Below are 19,853 nucleotides of genomic sequence, written 5' to 3' on the forward strand. Positions count from 1 at the left end.
TATGAGTGAACGCACCTCAAACCGGATTTTTGATATCGTTAATATCTCCTTTATCACCTTGTTTGTTATATTCTGCCTGGCTCCATTTCTGCACACGATCGCGATTTCATTCAGTTCTAACCGTGCGATTACGTCAGGCGAAGTGACCATATTCCCGAAAGAATTCAATTGGGATGCGTATATTCAGGTGTTCTCTGATCAGTCGATGATCTACTCGCTGGGTTACACGACAGTTCTGACAATTGCTACTACTGTCCTGTGTATGATGTTCACACTGGCAGCTGCATACCCGTTAACCAAGAAAAAATTGAAAGGGCGCAAGCTCTTCATGTATGTCATCATCATTACGATGTTCTTCAGCGGGGGGATCATTCCCGAGTACTTGCTCATTCGTGACTTGAACTTGCTTAATTCCGTGTGGGCACTGATTCTGCCAGGACTGGTCAGTCCGTTTAACCTGATTATCCTGATTTCTTTCTTCAGAGGCATTCCAGAAAGTCTGGAAGAGTCCGCTGAGATTGATGGCAGTTCCCATGTACACACGCTCTTCAAAATCATATTGCCACTATCCATGCCAGTACTGGCTACATTAGCTCTTTTCTATGCGGTTGGACGCTGGAATGGGTTCCAGGATTCCCTGATGTATATTAATGATCCGAAGCTGTACCCGCTTCAACTGAAGTTATTCCAAATGGTACAGAACAATATGGTCAGCGAGCTTACCCAGATGGAGGGTGCTAACCGTACGCCATTGACTCCCGAGAGTCTCAAGGCCGCGACCGTTATTTTTGCAACCGTTCCAATTCTGCTCGTTTATCCGTGGCTGCAAAAGTATTTTGTCAGCGGTGCGATGCTTGGCGCGGTAAAAGGTTGAGTTAAGGCTGATGTAAAAAGTTTAGCTAGAGGGAGGAGAAGGGAAGCAGATGCAGCACATAAATAAGGGTATATATTCGTTCTCCACATGCTGGAATATCCGAAAACATGATGTCGGGGAAGATATGATTCGGGAGATTTCGGATCTCGGCTTTCGTCGGGTGGAGCTCAATTATAATGTGACGAAGGAGATGCTCACGACGATTGAGCCCATGATTGAGCGTGGAGAGATCGGAATTTCTAGTGTCCACAACACTTTTCCACATGACCCTGATCCGGACTACGGTACGGATTCCATCTTGCTCGGCTTCGAAGATGAAGTGAAACGTAAGCGGGCGATCGAATTGCTGGTAGAGTCGGCTGAATATGCCCAGCGTTATGGGGGAGAAGCTGTTGTTGTACACCCGGGAGAGGTACCTTTTCCTGAGGATATCAGCAAAGACCTTGGAAAGATCTATAACGAGGAAGGTCCGGATTCACCGAAGTATCGCAGCAAATGGGCTGAATTGATGGAGCGGCGGGAAGCCCTCAGTTCAGGGTATGTGGAGAAAATTATCGCCAGTCTGGATGAGGTATGCAATTGGGCGGCAGCTAAAGGTCTGGATGTTCGTTTTGGTATCGAGACGAGATCCCGACCACAACAGATTCCTACCCTTGCCGAAGCCAAGACCATCATCACGGCCCTCAAAGGGGCTCCGGTTGGTATCTGGTACGATACCGGTCATGCCATCATGATGGACCGAATGGGCCTTTATGACAGTGTGGGAGAAATGCAAGGCCTGATGGATGATATCGTTGGGGTCCATATCCATGAGACACTCGGTCTCTCTGATCACTGGTGCCCGTATGTACACAGTAAGGATATGAACTTCTATGATGCCTATCTGCCGATGATTCGCCGCGCACAGGTGAAGGTGTACGAGTTGAAGTCTGCCTGTAAGGCAGAAGAGATCCATGAGAGTCATGACTTGCTTATGAAGAAGCTTGGAGTGACAGAGTAGGCGCGGTGATGTGGAAACAGTTTGCATGTTCACAGCATGTGTTTCATGACTGTTTCCTCAGTGACGGAGACCCATAAATATGTAGTAAAACAAGCACAGATTTTCTAGCGACTTTTGTAGAAATATGATATATACTGACGAGAAAAATGAACTCACCTACGGGCGGTATGAGTAAGCTTCCGGTCTGAATTGAAGGCGCTGAAGCAACATACTCCGCACATCGGGAGAATGCATTGGTATGGAGGGGACTGCACATGTACAAACAACTGGTGGACAGTAATGACAGAGCGGTAGAAAGAGGCATATCCCGGCAGATGCTTGACCCGGAAAGCCGTTACTATGGAGGGACAATTGATCCCTTCACAGGTGTTGCCTGGGTCAACCATACGACTGGAACGCCCACGGATATGTGTTACTGGGGAGCTGCGCTCTCCAATCCGGACTCTATCTATTACCGGGATGAATCGTTGTTAAATCGACTGCTGTTAGCTACGGAATTTGTACTCCGCTTCCAGCATGAAGACGGTTCAATATCGCCTGGCTGGACCAATTACCATTCCCCTCCGGATACTGCATTTGTCATTGTAGGGTATTCACAGTTGTATCAGCTTCTTCAGCAGCAAGAATGGGAGCCGCTTCAACCCGTATTGAACAATATGAGGATATTCTTGGAACGTACAATCCCAACCATGCTTACGGGAGGTTGTCATACGCCTAATCATCGCTGGGTGCTATGCGCGGCGCTTGGTTTCCTGCATGAAATATTTGATCTGGAGGAAGCTGTGCAGCGCGCAGAGCAGTGGATGGATGAAGGCATGGATATTACACCCGATGGGGAGTGGACAGAACGGAGCAACGGGATATACAGCGCAGTTAGCGACATCATGTTAATTCATGCTGCGCGCCTGCTCAATCGTCCTGAACTGCTGGAACCAGTGAGGCTAAACCTCCGCATGATGGTGTATCTGGTCCATCCAACGGGTGAAATTGTTACGGATTATTCAGGGCGACAGGATCTGGGCAGTATTCATGATCTGTCACCTTACTATCTGCCTTATGCCATTTTGGCTCGGCTGGACGGTGATCCACTCTTTGCAGGTATGGCAGCCTGGGCTGGAGATACATTGACCGATCCGGGAGTATGTTCGGTGAATACACTCATTCGATTAATGCTTGAGCCGGAGCTTCAACAGGCGAATGATACACGTGATGCATTACCGGAACAGTATGAGGTCATGCTGAATGAACATTTTGTACGTGGAGAATATCTGGAGCAGATGGACTCAGTAGGGCATCACGGACGTATCTCGCACAGTCGGATGCATACGGACTTTGGTGCTCCGGTAGCCCGAATTCGGGATGGTGCTACAAGTGTGACTGTGATGACAGAAGTTCCTTCTTTCTTCGCTCTTCGTCATGGCAAGGTGCGCCTGCTGGCTGTGCAACTGGCCTCTTACTTTAATCCAGGGTATGTACCTATGCAGCAAATGACGAGGCTGTCCGAAGGGTATCGACTAACTGGTGAGCAGAAAAAAGGTTACTACGGCCCAATCCCTGCGAACCTGCTGCCAGAATCGGCTGCATCAGCCATCAGTCCATGGTACTTGTTGCCTCATCAGAGTCGTCAGCTTACTCATGAGCAGACCTTCCGTGTAGGAGCAGAATTACAGCCAACGGAAAATGGATGGAACATGCATCTATCTGGACAGGAACCGGAAGACATTATGATGCAGTTGTCCTTTGTATTCGGAAGCGAAGGTGAACTGACCTGTGAGGACGCAATTGAAACGAGTGAGGGTCATTATTTGTGGAAAGGCGGTACATTACGCTATACCTGCGGAGAAGACTGGCTAGAAATCACCGGGGGCGAGCTTGGGCATCTGGCGGCAACGGTACGTGAGGCAAAACTGCCGGACAAGTGTAAGGTTGTGCTGGTCAATTTCATGACGCCGTTTGATAAAACCATTCAAATTTCACTTTCTCCTTCGATGGGGTTAAAGCTTTAAATCTGTTGGATCTTTAAAGCCATAACATTAGAAGACCGAGCCTATGGAATCGGTCTTCTTTTTTTTACGAATGACGAATGACTGCAATTAACGTCCTAAAATGATATTCCCACTGTCGAGCTCAGTCCAGTAATGTATGAACTATTATCATTTCAGTTGCTTGAACGCAGTTTCGATTGGTTTAGTGAACAGAGGATTATCTTTGGTTTTGCTCCAGTAAACGCCAAGAACATTTCCTTTCTCATATAGAAAAGGGAATGTTGTGAATTGGGCGCCTTCCATGTGTCTATTGAATTCTTTTGTCCCGTTGATGCGATCCTTTTCAGAATTGAAAATATAAAAATGTATAAACTCAGGGCTATAGGGTTCTTCTTCCACGGGCACTTCAACAGAATACACCTCAGGTACAACATCATTTAATTTCAAAGGATACCCGGTTATACCAAAGGACACTAAATCCAGTTCTTGAGACTCGAGCGCTCTCAGTACATCATCTAATGTGAACTTATTTTCTATGTTTTCTATATCTTTTGAACATCCATTCAAAGCAAACAAGCAGATTAAGATGAATATAAGTGGTTTTATCTTCGAGATCATCAATATAACATCTCCTTAAAATAATAATGATGTGTCTTTATTTTTAATTACATACGCAAAAAAAGGCTGACGGACAGAGCTAATGTACGTTTGATTTTTAATGGAGATAAACCACTAAAAAGGACAATAAGGATAATAATACCATAGACTACACTCATCTCATCATAACTGGACCAAATCCAGTTAGACGACGCATAACCGACAAGAATGGATTAATGTAATACTGCAAATAGATCCTTGGCAAGCGAGTGCAGGAGTCTCTAGGAAAAGATGGGTTTCCTTTGAAAAAACAACTGAATAAACAACGCTCCAAGGTGATAGGTTTCCGCAAAATGGAATATCACCTTCTTTTGCATTTTTTTCATAAACGACATGAAACTACATATTGAGAAGTGGGCCTTAAGATGTGGTATACTGAAGAGTATGAATGAAATGCAAAGAGGAGGTGCCTTGGAAGATGAAGGGCAAGCTAGTGCGGGCTGAGGGACACCTTGCCAATATTATACCGATTCACTTGGATGCTTCTTTCTTCTTTGAAAGAGCTGTCCGCTCGCTGGACCGAAATCATGTCGACAAGGCATTAAAATATTTTCGCAAAGCTGTTGAATACGAACCGGAAAATCCGGTAAATCATTGCAATATGGCGGGTATATTATCGGAGAAGGGGGATTACGAAGCCTCCAATGCCATTCTGGCTAACGTGCTGGAAGTGGTAGATCCGTCGATGACGGAATGTTATTTCTATATGGCGAACAATTATGCAAATATGGATCGGTTTGAGGAAGCCGAGCAAGCACTTGTTACCTATCTGGAGGAGGACACCCAAGGTCAGTTCATGACGGAAGCCGAAGAGATGATGGAGCTTCTGTACTATGAGCTGGATCGTCCGACCAAACTGAATCGAATCAAATCACGCAAAGGTGTAGTGGAGCACGATCAGGCACGGGAACTGCTGGAAGAAGGAAAATTTGCACAGGCTGCTGAATTGCTCGAGGGCATGTCTTCTGATTATCCTGATTACTTGGCTGCCCGTAACAATCTGGCACTCGCCTATTATTATATGGGTCTGTTTCCCAAAGCAAAAGAGACCATTGCCGAAGTGCTTGAACAGGAACCAGGTAATCTGCATGCACTCTGTAATCTGGCCATTTTCCATCAAAATGAGAACCGGGCTGATCAAGTGCTGCTTCTGATCAAAAAATTGCGGGTCATCGTGCCATTCCAGCACGAACAAGTCTACAAACTGGCGACAACGATGGGAATTCTGGGCCAACACGATACGGCTTATGTTCACTTCCGGCGTTTGCTCAAGGACGAAGAGACAGCTGCTGATCCGGCACTTGCTCACTATGCAGCCGTGGCGGCTTATAATACAGAACGGTATGATGCTGCTGAGCGTTTATGGCATCACGTGTCCAAGCTTGATCCGGGTTCCGAAGTATCCCGGTATTATCTGTCAGGTCTTGAGGCTGTAAGACAAGGCGAGCAAGATCCAGAGAAGCTGAGCTATCACTATCATCTGCCATTTGATGAGCAGTTCAGACAGTGGGAGAACTATGGTAGTGGCATACCTGAAGAAATGAAAAATGATCCACTGATTCGCTCATCCTTCTTCTGGGCATTGCGTCATGGTGATCGGGCAACCAAGCTACAGGTTATTCATGCGCTTGGGATGATCGGTGACTATGAGGTGCAGCAGGCTCTGCAATCCTTTATTGAAGAGCCTGGAGAAGAAAAGGATCTGCTTGAGGCAGCACAAGCTGTACTGAACGGGTTGAAATCGGCTGAACATGAGGATCGGAATTCTCAGGTGGTTCGACCCTTTTCTCCTGTAGCCTTGAAGTCTATTGGGAAGGTTCCATCCACATCAGAGCAATCGGACACTGGATCAACCTCCCATTGGCAGGCTGTTGTTGATCGTGCGTTACAGATGTCTGAAGCAAAGGCTGAGTTGCAGCAAGAGATGGAACGGCTCTGGACGGATTATGTATCCCGGGTACATCCGGAGGTTCCAGGTACGAAGCAGATTGAGGGTTGGGCTGCAGGACTTGAATATTTGGCAGCGAAGAATCACAGTCGGCCCGTTACCTATCAAAGCATTGCTGAGCGGTATGGGATATCGGCATCAACGGTTAGCAAGTATGCTAAACAGATTCATTCGGTTTGTAACAGCAAGCCACCACTTGTATAGAAAGTTCGCTTCAACTCGTTTTCAGAAAGACATCATCAGGTGAAGGATACAACAACCGGGAAAACGGGTAAACTTAACGAATGGGCCTCGTAAACGCCTGTAGGATATCATCTTGGCAAGTTCATCGCTAGTACAACACATTCTCACCTTAATTAAGGAGGCTGTATCTATATGTCTAAATACAGAACGATTGTGATCGGAACGGGACCTGCGGGTCTGACAGCAGCGATATATCTGGCTCGTGCTAATCTGAAACCACTGGTTATCGAAGGTCTTCAGCCGGGTGGTCAATTGACGACGACAACGGAAGTTGAGAATTTCCCCGGTTTCCCGCAAGGTATCATGGGTCCGGAACTGATGGACAACATGCGTAAGCAAGCTGAACGTTTTGGAGCGGAATTCAAAAACGGTTGGGTGGAAGAGGTTGATTTCAGCAAACCGCCCTTCAAGGTCAAAGTTGGAGGAATCGGTGAACTGGAAGCTGAATCGATCATTATCTCCACAGGTGCTTCCGCTCGTTATCTCGGTATTCCGGGTGAGCAGGAAAATGTGGGACGTGGTGTAAGTACATGCGCGACATGTGACGGCTTCTTCTTCCGAGGCAAAAAAATCGTGGTCGTGGGCGGTGGAGACTCTGCGATGGAGGAAGCGAGTTTCCTGACTCGTTTTGCAACAGACGTGACATTGGTTCACCGCCGGGATGAATTGCGTGCATCCAAGATTATGCAGGATCGGGCTCGCAGCAATGAAAAGGTGAAGTGGGCGCTGAACCGTACTCCACTCGAGGTCGTACCAGAAGCTTTGGGTCTCAAAGGACTGAAGGTGCGCAACAACGAGACGGGGCAGGAAGAGTTGCTTGAAGCAGATGGCGTATTCGTTGCCATTGGTCACACACCGAATACCGGATTCCTGGGTAATGCGATTGCACTGGACGAACATGGCTATGTTGTCGTTAAACCGGGAACAACGGAGACCAATATTCCGGGTGTATTCGCCTGTGGTGATGTTCAAGATACGAAGTATCGTCAAGCTATTACGGCTGCAGGATCAGGATGTATGGCCGCGATGGATTGTGAGAAGTTCCTTGAAGGAAGCATTGTCCATGATTGGAGCGAAACGTTGGATAAATAAGCATTACATGTGTGAGGTTAGGCATATGCTGGGAATAAGAGACAACGGGAAGTCTCATGAAATGAGAGAAGCCGGAAGGCTTCTCTTTTTTTGAAACTACAGTGGGCATGAGTTCGTATACATATAGGGCATATTAGCTGTGAGGTGAAGATTTTGGGGGAAATGATAAAAGATTGGTTACAGAATGCGACAGTGAGACGATTTTTGATCCTGCTCTTGTTCTGTTTAATTTTGTTCAGTATGGGGAGTATGCTGCACATGATTCTGCTGTTGTTCCTGGTGACGTATGTCATGAACAGGTTACAGCATTTCATTACAGGTGGTTTGAATCGGTTGTTTCCGATCAATTATAAAGTTGTGGTCATCCTGCTCTATATGATTGTGATCGCAGTCATTGTGCTTGGCATTTCCAGATATTCACCACGGATCGTGGATCAGGTCGTTCAGTTGACGAATGAGATTATGAAATTTCTGGATAGTGCAGACGGTGATAATTTTGCATCCAAAATTGCGGGTTATCTTCAATCCTTCGATATTAAAAATTACACCAATGATGCATTGAAATATATTTTCGCTTTGAGCAAGTGGCTGGAGTTTATTCTGCTCGTTATCATTCTGAGTCTGTTTTTCTTGTTGCAGAAGCAGGAGATATCGAAGTTCACGTCCAAGTTCAAAACAAGTAAAATTGGATGGTTCTACAATGAAGTGGCTTATCTGGGAGACAAATTCGTGTCTTCTTTCGGTAAAGTCATTGAGGCACAGCTTCTTATTGCGGTGTTTAATACGGTGCTGACGATCTTGGGCTTATGGATTCTGGGTTTCCCGTATCTGTTCGCTCTGACCATTCTGGTGTTCATGCTCAGTCTGGTTCCCGTTGCGGGGGTTATCATCTCACTTGTACCGCTCTGTCTGATTGGGTATCAGATGGGTGGACTGAAATTAAGCATTATTGTGATCATCATGATTATTGTTATTCATGCTTTGGAGACGTACTTCCTGAATCCAAAACTGATGGCACACAAGACCAAATTGCCAATGTTCTACACCTTTATCGTACTAATTCTGTCGCAACACTTCCTGGGGATCTGGGGACTGATCATTGGTATTCCGATCTTTGTTTTCCTGCTTGATATTCTGGATGTGAACAAGATGGAAAAGACAGAAGAGCCGGTACGTGTGGAATCGAAGTTATAACGTAGAAAATCGACCGAGTTTAATCGAGCTCAACCAAGTTAAATAACATCAGATTTTGTTGAAAAAGTAAGGGTGTCTTCCAACTATGGAAGGCACTTTTTTGTTGGCAATACCGCCATTATATAGCTTTCTGCATGACAATGACAGGTGGCGGTGTGCATAAGATGAGTCACCATTATGAGGGGACAATGATCATCTTTTATGAATGGAACGAGTGAAGATGCAATATCATGAGTTGAGGCTTCCTCGGCTATGGAGGAAGGAATAAAGCGTGCGTTAATAAATAAAGGTAATGAGATTGTATACGTATTCAAAAATGCTATGTGATGTGGTTCACAACCCTAACGGAGCATGGTGTATCCGAGTTCTTATCGTCTTGACCCAGGCGTATCCTTCAATTATAGTTGGTACGTAGGACTTAAACTATTTTAGATAGATAAAGGTGGCTTGCAGCATGTCTGAGAAAATCTACGTTGGGGTCGATCTCGGCGGAACAGCAATCAAGGTCGGTATATGCGATGAACAAGGTCAGCTAATGCATACGTATGAAGGACCGACTGAAGTGGATAAGGGCGTAGACACGGTCATCGCCAACATCGAGAAGTATGTCCGACATATCGTAGCCGAATCACCTTACAGTTGGGAACAACTTGAGGGTGTAGGTGCTGGAGTGGCCGGTTTCACGAATGTACGCGAGGGAATTATCGTTCATGCCCCTAACATCGGATTTCGGAATGTGGCCATTCGTTCGATTCTGGAAGAACGTCTGGGCAAGCCAATCAAAATAGATAACGATGCAAACGTGGCTGCACTGGGTGAAGTCTGGGCAGGTGCCGGCAAAGGCGTAGACAACTGCGTATGTTATACACTCGGTACGGGTGTTGGCGGGGGCTTGATCCTGAATGGCAACATCTATCAGGGTTTCTCCGGTATGGCGGGAGAACTGGGTCATATCAGTGTTGTACCTGATCTGGAGGCCATCAAGTGCGGTTGTGGTAAAATGGGATGTGTAGAAACAGTATCGTCTGCAACAGGAATTATCCGTATGGCGAAGGATGCCGTAGAACGTGGTGATCATACGTCACTGGCACTCGTTGACAAGATTGCAGCCAAAGAAGTATTTGATGCTGCCAAGGCAGGCGATGAAGTGGCACAGCGCATTGTAAACCGTGCGGCCTTCTACCTGGGCAAGTCCATGGCTACTGTAGCTGCTGTCATTAACCCGGAGATGTTCATCATTGGTGGTGGCGTATCCAAAGCGGGCAACTTCTTGTTCGATGAAATACGTACCGTATTTGCTAAGCTGACACCGGAACCGCTGCAAGAAGGGGTTCAGATTCTGGAAGCTACACTTGGTAATAATGCAGGTATTGTGGGTGCGGCAGGTCTTCTCTTGCGTTCCTAGTAACCTCGTAACAATATATGAAGACAGCAATATGATAAGGAGGGGACATTTATGCTTGAAGGTGAAGGCTCACCAGGCACAGGCGCCACGCTCATTATCATTACGGGCATGTCCGGGGCAGGTAAAACCATTGCAGTACAAAGCCTGGAGGATCTGGGTTTCTTCTGTGTGGATAATCTGCCACCGGTATTGATTCCGAAATTTGCGGAACTAATTGAACAGTCAAACGGCAAGATTGGTAAGGTTGCATTGGTTATCGATCTGCGCGGGCGTGAATTCTTTACGGCTCTGTCCGAGTCTTTGAACTATATTAAAGATCATTTTACCATTCATTGCGAAATTTTATTCCTGGATGCTACAGATTCTGTCCTTGTTCAGCGTTACAAAGAAAGCAGGCGCAGACATCCTCTGGCTCCTGAGGGCATGCCACTTGACGGCATCCGACTGGAACGCAAGATGTTGGAGGAACTCAAAAATTCTGCGACTCAGGTACTGAATACAAGTACAATGAAACCTGCTCAACTGAAAGAACGCATCATATCCCGTTTTTCTCATCTGGAGAGCCAAATGCTGTCGGTGAATATTACGTCGTTTGGATTCAAGTATGGCATTCCGATTGATGCTGATCTGGTGTTTGATGTACGTTTTTTACCGAATCCGCATTATATTGATCATTTGCGACCGAATACGGGACAGAATAGTGATGTGTACGAATATGTTATGAAGTGGCCAGAGACACAGGCGTTTCTGACCAAGCTGCTGGATATGCTGCATTTCCTGATTCCGCAATACCGGAAGGAAGGCAAAAGCCAGGTTATTATTGGAATCGGCTGTACCGGAGGCAAGCATCGTTCGGTAGCAATATCGGAATATTTGGGCAAGATGTTGGGAAGCAGCGAGACAGAAGCTGTCACCGTGAGCCATCGCGACGCTGACCGGGACCGTCATTGAAGAGGGTGAAGGGATGAAAGAGGCCGGACCACGAAGAGAACGTCCGAGAATAGTTGTAATGGGCGGCGGAACCGGATTATCCGTGATGTTACGCGGTTTGAAAGAGAAGCCGCTGGATATCACGGCCATCGTCACGGTTGCAGATGACGGTGGAAGTTCAGGCATCCTGCGCAATGAGCTACAAATGCCGCCTCCGGGTGACATTCGCAACGTGCTTACGGCACTGGCTGATGTAGAACCATTGCTTTCAGATATGTTGAAGTACCGTTTCAATACAGGCGCGGGGCTTGCAGGCCACAGCTTGGGGAATTTGATTTTGGCTGCAATGACGGATATTTCGGGCGACTTTGTGACCGCAGTGCGGGAGCTTAGCCGCGTGTTTGCCGTTCGAGGTGAGGTATTACCAGCCGCAGGCCAGGCCGTTGTGTTGCATGCCGAGATGGAAGATGGGACAATTATTACAGGTGAGTCCAAAATCCCTGAGGCGGGTGGACGCATCAAACGTGTTTTCCTTGAACCGGATCACGTGGAGCCGTTGCCAGAGGCGGTAGAGGCCATTCGTCAAGCTGACGCCATTCTGATCGGGCCAGGCAGCCTCTATACAAGCATCCTTCCCAATCTGCTCGTACCAAAGCTGGCTGAGGCTGTGGTAGAGGCTGATGCGGTGAAGATGTTTATCTGTAATGTCATGACACAGCCGGGAGAAACAGATAACTATACGGTAAGTGACCACCTTAAGGCGGTACACGAGCATATAGGTCATCAGCTCTTCGACTATGTTATCGTAAATAATGGTGATATTCCGCTGCAAGTGCAAAATAAGTATGCGGAAAAAGGAGCAAAACCGGTTGTACTGGATATGAATGTACTCGAGAGTGCCGGCTATCAGGTGGTTGCAGATACTCTTGTTCTGTTCAAAACCTATCTGCGTCATGATGCCGACAAGTTAAGTCATCACATCTACCAACTGGTACAAAATTGGATGTTACGGAAGAGGTGAAGTCCCATGTCGTTTGCAGCACAGACCAAAAAAGAGTTAACCATGATCGAGAGCGAACCGTGCTGCGAAAAGGCGGAACTTTCAGCCCTCATCCGTATGCTTGGTGCAGTGCAGTTATCGAATAAAAAAGTGATCTTGGATATTTCGACGGAGAATGCCGCCATTGCAAGACGGGCATACTCTCTGCTTAAAAAGCATTTTCAAGTGCATACGGAATTACTGGTCCGCAAAAAAATGCGGCTGAAAAAGAACAATGTATATATTGTTCGTATTCCAACCATGGTACAGGAGATTCTCAATAGTCTTCATATTGTTTCGGAAGGTTTTCTGTTTACGCCAGGGATCAATACGGAGTTATTTCAGCAGAACTGTTGTAAACGGGCCTATCTTCGCGGTGCATTTCTGGCCGGTGGATCGGTTAATAATCCGGAAGGTTCCTCGTACCATCTGGAGATTGCGTCCATGTATGAAGAGCACTGTCAGGCACTAGTTGACCTGGCCAATGAATTTCATCTGAATGCCCGGTGTATAGAACGGAAAAAAGGATTCATCCTATACATCAAGGAAGGCGAGAAAATCATTGAGCTGCTCAGCATCATTGGTGCTCATCAGGCCTTGTTCAAGTTTGAAGATGTACGAATTATGCGAGACATGCGTAACTCCGTTAACCGGATTGTCAATTGTGAGACCGCCAACCTGAATAAAACCATTGGAGCGGCGGTAAGACAAATCGATAATATCCGGTTGTTACAAAAGGAAGTTGGTCTGGAATCGCTGCCTGAGAAACTTCGCGAGGTGGCGGAGGTTCGACTTGCTCATCCAGATATCAATCTGAAGGAAGTGGGCGAACTCCTTAAAGGTACAGTTAGCAAGTCGGGAGTGAATCATAGGCTTCGTAAAATTGATGAGCTGGCTGAGAAAGTACGCACAGAACGTTATGGTTAAGACGGAGTAGGGTAAAGTAACAAGGTCGACTGTTTCTGCTGAACAGAAAGGTCGGGAAAGTCAACCGTTAAGGATCTAGAAGACTTACTTAGGTCATTGGATGTGCTGTTCAAAAGATGAAATAGGGCAAGATAACGTCCGTCAAAGCACCCTGAGTTTTTTCTTCTAGTGTCCTGCACGGGTTAATGGTATAATGTTGTATAAATATAATTGTGTATTTAATGTCCAGATTTCATAATAGGGGGTAAGTTTCCATGACAAAGCACCCGGTAGTTGTCCGTTTGAAAACGGGTCTCCATGCCAGACCTGCGGCACTGTTCGTTCAAGAAGCGAATAAGTACTCGTCTGAAGTGTTCGTCGAGAAGGACGACAAAAAAGTTAATGCAAAAAGTATCATGGGGATCATGAGCCTTGCAATTAGCACAGGTACGGAAATCCAGATTAGTGCAGAAGGCGCGGATGCCGAACAGGCTGTAAACGCTTTAGTTAGTCTGGTAAGCAAGGAAGAGCTCGAAAACCAATAAGATATGTTCAATCCAATGAAGAAGTCCCGAAAGGGGCTTTTTTGCGTTATTGACGTATTTACTATCGTCAAGTGCAACATTATGGAATTTGTCCCGTCTGTTAAGGTATCAAATCGATTAAAGTTTGAGATGTTAAGACATAAGGAGGCTATCGTGATGGGTAAACAATGGATGAAACCGTTTGGTGCGGTGCTGGTGGCAAGTACGTTGCTTGTTGGAGGAACGGCATGGGTTGCACCAGGTGACTATGCTTACGCTGCAGAGGTTCAGGGAGTACAACAGAACGTGATTAATGTTGTGGGTAAAGGTGAGATTCAGGTGAAACCTGATATCGCGTATCTGTCCATTGGTGTGAACAGTACTGCAGAGACAGCTGCATCTGCTCAAAAAGCGAATGCTGCGAAAGTTCAAAAAGTATCCAATTTGCTGAAGAACACGTGGAAGATCAGTGCAGACGACATTCAAACGAGTCAGTTCTCTGTACAACCCAACTATACGTATAGCGAAAAAGACGGACAGCAAATTAAAGGATATACAGCGCATCATACGTTGACTGTCACATATCGTGAGATGGACAAGATTGGCGAGTTGCTCGATGCTGCTTCGGGGGCAGGTGCCAACAATATTGAAAACGTGCGCTTTACTGTAGAAAATCCGGAAAGTTATGAGTCCCAAGTGATTGAGAAAGCTGTTGCCAATGCAGATGTGAAAGCTGGCGCCATTGCAAAAGCAGTTAAACGTCAACTCGGTGCTGTTCTTTCCGTGAGCCAAGGTGATGCCAATGTGCCTGTATTCTATGCAAGCGAGGCGTTGATGTCCAAAGCACAAGATACAGCAGGTGGCACTGAGATTGAAACAGGCCAGGTTAAAGTAAGCACAATCCTGAATATCACGTATGAAATGAAATAAACAAGAGTGAACTAGGATTGTAAACTCAAGTAACCTTTTCATGAGTCATTTGAAGGGGTACAACGAAATAATGACAAAGACTTTGTCCTGTGGACAGAGTCTTTTTTGTTGGATAAGCAAACTTTGATGAAGTTGGATAGGAGGGTACCCTTTTGAAGCTACATGAAATGCTGGTTATTGGTATCTTTTTTGTATAGTTGTTCGTGACAAAAAGGTCATATCCCCTTATATTTTCGGTCTGATATTCATCAACATTGTAACTCGAGCTGTAAACCTTTCCGAAATCGGGTTAATTATAATAGAGAGGTGAGGGTATGAGATATGCGATCAGATCAGGATTACATACGCAATGATCCCTAATTGTGAATTTTGAGAGGAGTTTTATATATGACATCATGGAAAAAATGGACAAGTGCATTGCTTGCAGCAGGAATTATTGTAGGTAGCGGTTCGGTATGGCAGGATAGTTCGGTTCAGGCAGCATCGGTATCCTCGAAAGTGACAACCCCGGCTGAGGTAACTCTGAAATCGGGTGGAAAAACACTGACTCAAAAAGGACTTCTTCAAGGTGGCTCAACTTGGGTCTCTCTTACGGCAGTTAAAGATGTGGCAGGTGGATCCCTGAAATATGATGCAAAAGCCAAGTCATATACGGTAACAGCAGCCAACAATGCGATGACCGTTAGCCTGATGGATGGACAGCCAAACGTTTATATTAACGGTTATTATCCTCAGGTGGAAGCGAAATTGATTCAGGGTCGATTGTATATTCCATTCTCGGCAATGAGAGATTATCTGGGTGTACAGGGGAATTGGGATGGCAAAACCAAAACGTTGACACTTAGCAAGGTGAAACAAAATAACGTGAAAATTAAAGCGGCAACAGTTAATGTCACTGTGAAAAACGCTGAAGTAGATGTTCAATATCCACAGGTGAGTGGACTTGCCAGCAAAGAAGCTGAAGCGGCGATCAACAAAGTGCTCAAAGACGAAGTGGATGCTTATGTAGCTGACTTCAAGAAACAGACATCTGAATTCGGCGGTGCAACAGCCAACCGTCCATATGCATTTGAGAGCTCTTATGTAGTGACGTACAATGAAAAAGGCGTGTTGGGACTTATTACACAACGATACGAAGATTATGCTGGCGCTCATGGTATGACATACCGTACGGGCCACACCTTTGCACTGGACACAGGCAAGGAGCTCACGTTAGATGATGTGCTGCAAAATAATAAAACCATGCGCGAAACGTTGGGTAAAAAAGTGGGCGAGCAACTGAAAGCCCGCGGTGGATACCTTGATGGGTATAAAGGGTTAAATAAAGATCAGGATTTCTATGTGACACCAACGGGTGTGGTTGTGTTCTTCCAGCTGTATGAGTATACGGCGTACGCAGAGGGATTCCCTGAAATGCCATTTACGTATAAAGAGATTCTCCCTAAAGGCACAGAACCATTTAGCAATGTAACGGGAACCAAATAAAGAATCATTATTGTGCACTGATCAGTTATCTTTCTTATAAAATGAAAAAAAGAAGCCCACATCATGATTATGATGTGGGCTTCTTCTCGTATAGACAACACAATGAGGTGTTGCTGATTACGTTAGGTGTTATTATGTCAACGCGTAGACCGTGGTCTACGTCACACTTAGATACCTTGGGAACCTACGTTTTCAATAACTTTATCAATGATACCGTAATCGGCAGCTTCAGCAGCGCTCATGAAGTAGTCACGATCTGTATCTTTCTCAATCCGCTCAAGCGGTTGACCTGAACGCTCAGAGATGATGCGGTTCAAGGTATCACGCATTTTCAGGATGCGGCGAGCACGAATTTCGATGTCTGAAGCTTGACCTTGAGCACCACCAAGTGGTTGGTGAATCATGATCTCACTGTTAGGCAACGCAAAACGTTTACCTTTTGCACCGGCATTCAGCAAGAATGCGCCCATGGAAGCCGCCATACCTACACAGATGGTAGATACATCCGGTTTGATGAATTGCATTGTATCGTAAATGGCCATACCGGCTGTAATCGATCCGCCTGGGCTGTTAATGTATAAGTGAATGTCTTTCTCCGGATCTTCCGCAGCCAGGAACAACATCTGTGCCATAATGGCATTAGCCACTACGTCATTAACATCGCTACCAAGGAAAATAATACGATCCTTCAGCAATCTGGAGTAGATGTCGTAGGCGCGCTCACCCCGGTTGCTCTGTTCAACGACCATTGGAATAAAACTCACGTGAAAAACCTCCTTGGAATGTAAATGTTATTGGTGTTTATAATTAAACTGTTACCGTATTACCCACATAATAAACAATTCCAAACAAAAAGTCAAAGAAAGTCAAACTAACTTACAAAAAAAAGAAACCTTTCCGGTTTCATTGGTTAAATGGGTTATGAGCTGTTAAATAAAAATGGCGCGCCCGCCAAGAATCGAACTTGGATCTCAGGCTTCGGAGGCCTACGTCATATCCATTGGACCACGGGCGCACATTATGTGACAGCAATATTGATTATAGCTCATGAAATATTTAATTGCAAGCAGTTCGTTGTGGTATTGGTTTGGATTAACCCAAAAATGATCATGATGAAGAAGAGTGGATAAAGAGTGCATTTAAGTAAATGCTATTAGAGGTTTTGGACATGCCGTATGAAATGTGTTTCTGAGCGATATGTAGATGGAATTCTTTCGTTTCTTCTATATATGGTATGTATGAGCTAGTCCTTGATCATGGAAGTCTAGGATTGTGAAAATAGGCGCGTACAAACGCTGAATACGTGTCGAAATAACACGTTGAAACACTTGCATGTCACGTCAGTTTTAGGTAGAATAGACGTGGGACTTAAAAAGTTAACCCGGGACGTTTTAGGGCCACGAAAGAGAGCTTAGAACGAGAACTTGCGGGAGTGGAAAGCATGCGAACGATTTTAGAAGTACAAAAGCAGCTTCTGCCTGATCTCATGGATATCTTAAAAAAGAGGTATACGATTCTGCAACAGATCATGTTATCGGATGTGATCGGACGGAGAACGTTAGCTAATTCCATGCAGATGACCGAGCGGGTTCTGAGGGCTGAGACCGATCTGTTAAAGGCTCAGGGACTTATTGAAATTGACAGTGCAGGGATGAAGATCAGCGAGGCAGGGTATGATTTGCTGCAGCAGTTAGAGCCCGTAGCCAAAGAGTTGTTCGGATTATCCGAGCTGGAAGAGCGCATCAAGCAAGCCTACGGTCTGCAAAAGGTAGTTGTGGTTCCTGGTGATTCGGACGTTTCTCCATTTGCCAAAAGGGAACTGGGCAGAGCCGGAGCGAAGGCTCTCGGCAATATCATGAGTGACAACGACGTTGTCGCCGTTACTGGCGGATCAACAACGGCCGAAGTCGCAGAGCAACTGACTCCGCCAACATCGCTCAAAGGTGTCTGGTTCGTACCGGCACGCGGTGGACTTGGAGAAAGCCTTGAAATTCAGGCAAATACGATTGCATCCACAATGGCAAAACGGGTAGGAGCGCAATACAAACTCCTGCATGTACCGGATTTGCTAAGTGATCATGCCTATGAATCATTAATCCAGGACCCCAGTGTTCAGGAGATTCTGCAGCTGATTCGGCAATCGCGCATTGTTATTCATGGAATTGGTGATGCCGTGGAGATGGCGACAAGACGTAAACTTGCGACGGAGATTATAGATGAACTTCAGGAGCAAGGAGCCGTATCTGAATCTTTCGGTTATTACTTTAACGATCAGGGTAAGGTGGTACATACCATGCTTACACTGGGTATGCGACTTCAGGATATTGAACGAACCGATGTTGTGATTGGAATTGCAGGTGGCAAAAGCAAAGCTGCTGCTATACATTCCGTGTTGCGATTTGGTCAGGAAGATATTCTGATTATTGATGAGGCTGCTGCCGAAGTCATCGTTGCTGAAATGGAATAAGGGTTTACTTTGCAACACAACAATTGTTGTCTTGACGGACTTCACCGTCTGTCTTGAATATATAAGTTTCATAAAAAATTAATCAAAACTTGGGAGGAACTTACTCATGATTAAAGTAGGTATTAACGGTTTTGGACGTATTGGACGCTTGGCATTCCGCCGTATTCAAAATGTAGAGGGCATCGAGGTAGTAGCAATCAACGACTTGACTGACGCTAAAATGCTCGCTCATTTGCTCAAATATGATACAACTCAAGGTCGCTTCGATGGCGATGTTGAAGTACACGATGGCTTCTTCAAAGTGAACGGCAAAGAAGTTAAAGTATTGGCTAACCGTAACCCAGAAGAACTTCCTTGGGGCGACCTGGGCGTAGATATCGTTCTGGAATGTACTGGTTTCTTCACAACTAAAGAAGCAGCTGAGAAACACTTGAAAGGTGGAGCTAAGAAAGTTGTTATCTCCGCACCAGCTACTGGCGACATGAAAACCATCGTTTACAACGTAAACCATGAAATCCTCGACGGTACTGAAACTGTAATCTCCGGCGCATCTTGCACAACAAACTGCCTGGCACCTATGGCAAAAACACTGCAAGACAAATTCGGAATCGTTCAAGGTTTGATGACTACAATTCATGCTTACACTGGCGACCAAAACACGTTGGATGCTCCACACCCTAAAGGTGACTTCCGTCGTGCTCGCGCAGCAGCTGAAAACATCATCCCTAACACAACTGGTGCTGCTAAAGCAATCGGTCTGGTAATTCCAGAACTGCAAGGTAAATTGGATGGTGCAGCTCAACGTGTACCAGTAGCTACTGGTTCCCTGACTGAACTCGTAACAGTTCTGGGTAAAAAAGTTACTGCTGAAGAAGTTAACGCAGTAATGAAAGAAGCTTCCGATCCACAAACTTTCGGATACACTGAAGACGAAATCGTATCTTCCGACATCCAAGGTATCACTTTCGGTTCCCTGTTTGATGCAACTCAAACTAAAGTTCTGACTGTTGGCGACCAACAATTGGTTAAAACTGTAGCTTGGTATGACAATGAAATGTCCTACACTGCACAATTGGTTCGCACTTTGGAGCACTTTGCAAAAATGATTAAGTAATATCTGCAATAACATAGAGCGGAAACAGATGCTATATTGTTTCCGCTCTTTATATATCAA

At 45.6% G+C, this 19,853-nt stretch carries 17 protein-coding genes and 1 tRNA gene; 15 read left to right on the forward strand and 3 right to left on the reverse strand.

Annotation, left to right across the window (positions count from 1 at the left end; translation table 11 throughout):
• Position 1: 1 nt before the first annotated feature.
• From BLS69_RS28770 to BLS69_RS28780, 3 genes are all read left to right on the forward strand, one after another.
• Complete coding sequence (locus BLS69_RS28770; protein WP_091038632.1) at positions 2-874, forward strand: carbohydrate ABC transporter permease; 873 nt, start codon at positions 2-4, stop codon at positions 872-874.
• A 49-nt stretch (positions 875-923) separates the two neighbouring features.
• Complete coding sequence (locus tag BLS69_RS28775) at positions 924-1,874, forward strand: sugar phosphate isomerase/epimerase family protein (protein ID WP_091038634.1); 951 nt, start codon at positions 924-926, stop codon at positions 1,872-1,874.
• Positions 1,875-2,128: 254 nt separating this feature from the next.
• Entirely contained in the window at positions 2,129-3,880 is a 1,752-nt protein-coding gene (locus BLS69_RS28780) for a hypothetical protein (protein ID WP_091038635.1), read from the forward strand.
• A gap of 147 nt (positions 3,881-4,027) precedes the next feature.
• Here BLS69_RS28780 and BLS69_RS28785 read toward each other — a convergent pair whose 3' ends face one another.
• Positions 4,028-4,477: a hypothetical protein gene (locus tag BLS69_RS28785; protein WP_091038637.1), complete on the reverse strand. Its 450-nt coding sequence runs from the start codon at positions 4,475-4,477 to the stop codon at positions 4,028-4,030.
• A 457-nt stretch (positions 4,478-4,934) separates the two neighbouring features.
• On the opposite strand from BLS69_RS28785, the gene BLS69_RS28790 reads away from it, so the two are divergent.
• The 10 genes from BLS69_RS28790 (at position 4,935) to BLS69_RS28835 (ending at position 16,212) form a co-directional block, all read left to right on the forward strand.
• Entirely contained in the window at positions 4,935-6,668 is a 1,734-nt protein-coding gene (locus BLS69_RS28790; protein ID WP_091038638.1) for a tetratricopeptide repeat protein, read from the forward strand.
• Positions 6,669-6,839: 171 nt separating this feature from the next.
• Entirely contained in the window at positions 6,840-7,799 is a 960-nt protein-coding gene (trxB, locus tag BLS69_RS28795; protein WP_091038640.1) for a thioredoxin-disulfide reductase, read from the forward strand.
• 162 nt (positions 7,800-7,961) lie between these two features.
• Complete coding sequence (locus BLS69_RS28800; RefSeq protein ID WP_091038752.1) at positions 7,962-8,993, forward strand: AI-2E family transporter; 1,032 nt, start codon at positions 7,962-7,964, stop codon at positions 8,991-8,993.
• A gap of 454 nt (positions 8,994-9,447) precedes the next feature.
• Positions 9,448-10,398, forward strand: coding sequence for an ROK family glucokinase (locus BLS69_RS28805; RefSeq protein ID WP_062837749.1), 951 nt, complete (start codon positions 9,448-9,450; stop codon positions 10,396-10,398).
• A 51-nt stretch (positions 10,399-10,449) separates the two neighbouring features.
• Complete coding sequence (gene rapZ, locus BLS69_RS28810) at positions 10,450-11,349, forward strand: RNase adapter RapZ (RefSeq protein WP_017691251.1); 900 nt, start codon at positions 10,450-10,452, stop codon at positions 11,347-11,349.
• A 13-nt stretch (positions 11,350-11,362) separates the two neighbouring features.
• Positions 11,363-12,349 carry a gluconeogenesis factor YvcK family protein gene (yvcK, locus tag BLS69_RS28815; RefSeq protein ID WP_017691250.1) on the forward strand — a complete coding sequence of 329 codons (987 nt, stop codon included), beginning with the start codon at positions 11,363-11,365 and terminating at the stop codon, positions 12,347-12,349.
• A 6-nt stretch (positions 12,350-12,355) separates the two neighbouring features.
• Positions 12,356-13,294 carry a DNA-binding protein WhiA gene (gene whiA / locus BLS69_RS28820; protein ID WP_091038642.1) on the forward strand — a complete coding sequence of 313 codons (939 nt, stop codon included), beginning with the start codon at positions 12,356-12,358 and terminating at the stop codon, positions 13,292-13,294.
• A 254-nt stretch (positions 13,295-13,548) separates the two neighbouring features.
• On the forward strand, positions 13,549-13,818 hold the full coding sequence (locus BLS69_RS28825; protein WP_017691248.1) for an HPr family phosphocarrier protein: 270 nt from the start codon (positions 13,549-13,551) through the stop codon (positions 13,816-13,818).
• Positions 13,819-13,974: 156 nt separating this feature from the next.
• Positions 13,975-14,727 (forward strand): SIMPL domain-containing protein, encoded by a 753-nt coding sequence (locus tag BLS69_RS28830; protein ID WP_091038645.1) that lies wholly within the window; start codon positions 13,975-13,977, stop codon positions 14,725-14,727.
• Positions 14,728-15,114: 387 nt separating this feature from the next.
• Positions 15,115-16,212, forward strand: a complete 1,098-nt coding sequence (locus tag BLS69_RS28835; RefSeq protein ID WP_091038646.1) for a stalk domain-containing protein — start codon at positions 15,115-15,117, stop codon at positions 16,210-16,212.
• 167 nt (positions 16,213-16,379) lie between these two features.
• Here BLS69_RS28835 and clpP read toward each other — a convergent pair whose 3' ends face one another.
• Both clpP and BLS69_RS28845 read right to left on the reverse strand, forming a co-directional pair.
• Positions 16,380-16,976, reverse strand: a complete 597-nt coding sequence (gene clpP, locus BLS69_RS28840; protein WP_017691245.1) for an ATP-dependent Clp endopeptidase proteolytic subunit ClpP — start codon at positions 16,974-16,976, stop codon at positions 16,380-16,382.
• Positions 16,977-17,152: 176 nt separating this feature from the next.
• Positions 17,153-17,227, reverse strand: a tRNA-Arg gene (locus BLS69_RS28845).
• Positions 17,228-17,653: 426 nt separating this feature from the next.
• On the opposite strand from BLS69_RS28845, the gene BLS69_RS28850 reads away from it, so the two are divergent.
• A complete protein-coding gene (locus BLS69_RS28850) occupies positions 17,654-18,679 on the forward strand; it encodes a sugar-binding transcriptional regulator (protein WP_091038648.1) in 1,026 nt (341 codons plus the stop codon).
• 106 nt (positions 18,680-18,785) lie between these two features.
• Positions 18,786-19,793 carry a type I glyceraldehyde-3-phosphate dehydrogenase gene (gene gap, locus BLS69_RS28855; protein ID WP_056695277.1) on the forward strand — a complete coding sequence of 336 codons (1,008 nt, stop codon included), beginning with the start codon at positions 18,786-18,788 and terminating at the stop codon, positions 19,791-19,793.
• Positions 19,794-19,853: the final 60 nt, after the last annotated feature.

The sequence above is a fragment of the Paenibacillus sp. CF095 genome (genome assembly GCF_900101225.1).
Lineage (GTDB): Bacteria > Bacillota > Bacilli > Paenibacillales > Paenibacillaceae > Paenibacillus.

Excerpts from the sequence above, each read along its gene's own strand:
- BLS69_RS28770 (WP_091038632.1), top strand. The coding sequence starts at position 2 with ATGAGTGAACGCACCTCAAACCGGATTTTTGATATCGTTAATATCTCC.
- BLS69_RS28775 (WP_091038634.1), top strand. The coding sequence starts at position 924 with ATGCAGCACATAAATAAGGGTATATATTCGTTCTCCACATGCTGGAAT.
- BLS69_RS28780 (WP_091038635.1), top strand. The coding sequence starts at position 2,129 with ATGTACAAACAACTGGTGGACAGTAATGACAGAGCGGTAGAAAGAGGC.
- BLS69_RS28785 (WP_091038637.1), bottom strand. The coding sequence starts at position 4,477 with ATGATCTCGAAGATAAAACCACTTATATTCATCTTAATCTGCTTGTTT.
- BLS69_RS28790 (WP_091038638.1), top strand. The coding sequence starts at position 4,935 with ATGAAGGGCAAGCTAGTGCGGGCTGAGGGACACCTTGCCAATATTATA.
- trxB (WP_091038640.1), top strand. The coding sequence starts at position 6,840 with ATGTCTAAATACAGAACGATTGTGATCGGAACGGGACCTGCGGGTCTG.
- BLS69_RS28800 (WP_091038752.1), top strand. The coding sequence starts at position 7,962 with ATGATAAAAGATTGGTTACAGAATGCGACAGTGAGACGATTTTTGATC.
- BLS69_RS28805 (WP_062837749.1), top strand. The coding sequence starts at position 9,448 with ATGTCTGAGAAAATCTACGTTGGGGTCGATCTCGGCGGAACAGCAATC.
- rapZ (WP_017691251.1), top strand. The coding sequence starts at position 10,450 with ATGCTTGAAGGTGAAGGCTCACCAGGCACAGGCGCCACGCTCATTATC.
- yvcK (WP_017691250.1), top strand. The coding sequence starts at position 11,363 with ATGAAAGAGGCCGGACCACGAAGAGAACGTCCGAGAATAGTTGTAATG.
- whiA (WP_091038642.1), top strand. The coding sequence starts at position 12,356 with ATGTCGTTTGCAGCACAGACCAAAAAAGAGTTAACCATGATCGAGAGC.
- BLS69_RS28825 (WP_017691248.1), top strand. The coding sequence starts at position 13,549 with ATGACAAAGCACCCGGTAGTTGTCCGTTTGAAAACGGGTCTCCATGCC.
- BLS69_RS28830 (WP_091038645.1), top strand. The coding sequence starts at position 13,975 with ATGGGTAAACAATGGATGAAACCGTTTGGTGCGGTGCTGGTGGCAAGT.
- BLS69_RS28835 (WP_091038646.1), top strand. The coding sequence starts at position 15,115 with ATGACATCATGGAAAAAATGGACAAGTGCATTGCTTGCAGCAGGAATT.
- BLS69_RS28850 (WP_091038648.1), top strand. The coding sequence starts at position 17,654 with ATGCGAACGATTTTAGAAGTACAAAAGCAGCTTCTGCCTGATCTCATG.
- gap (WP_056695277.1), top strand. The coding sequence starts at position 18,786 with ATGATTAAAGTAGGTATTAACGGTTTTGGACGTATTGGACGCTTGGCA.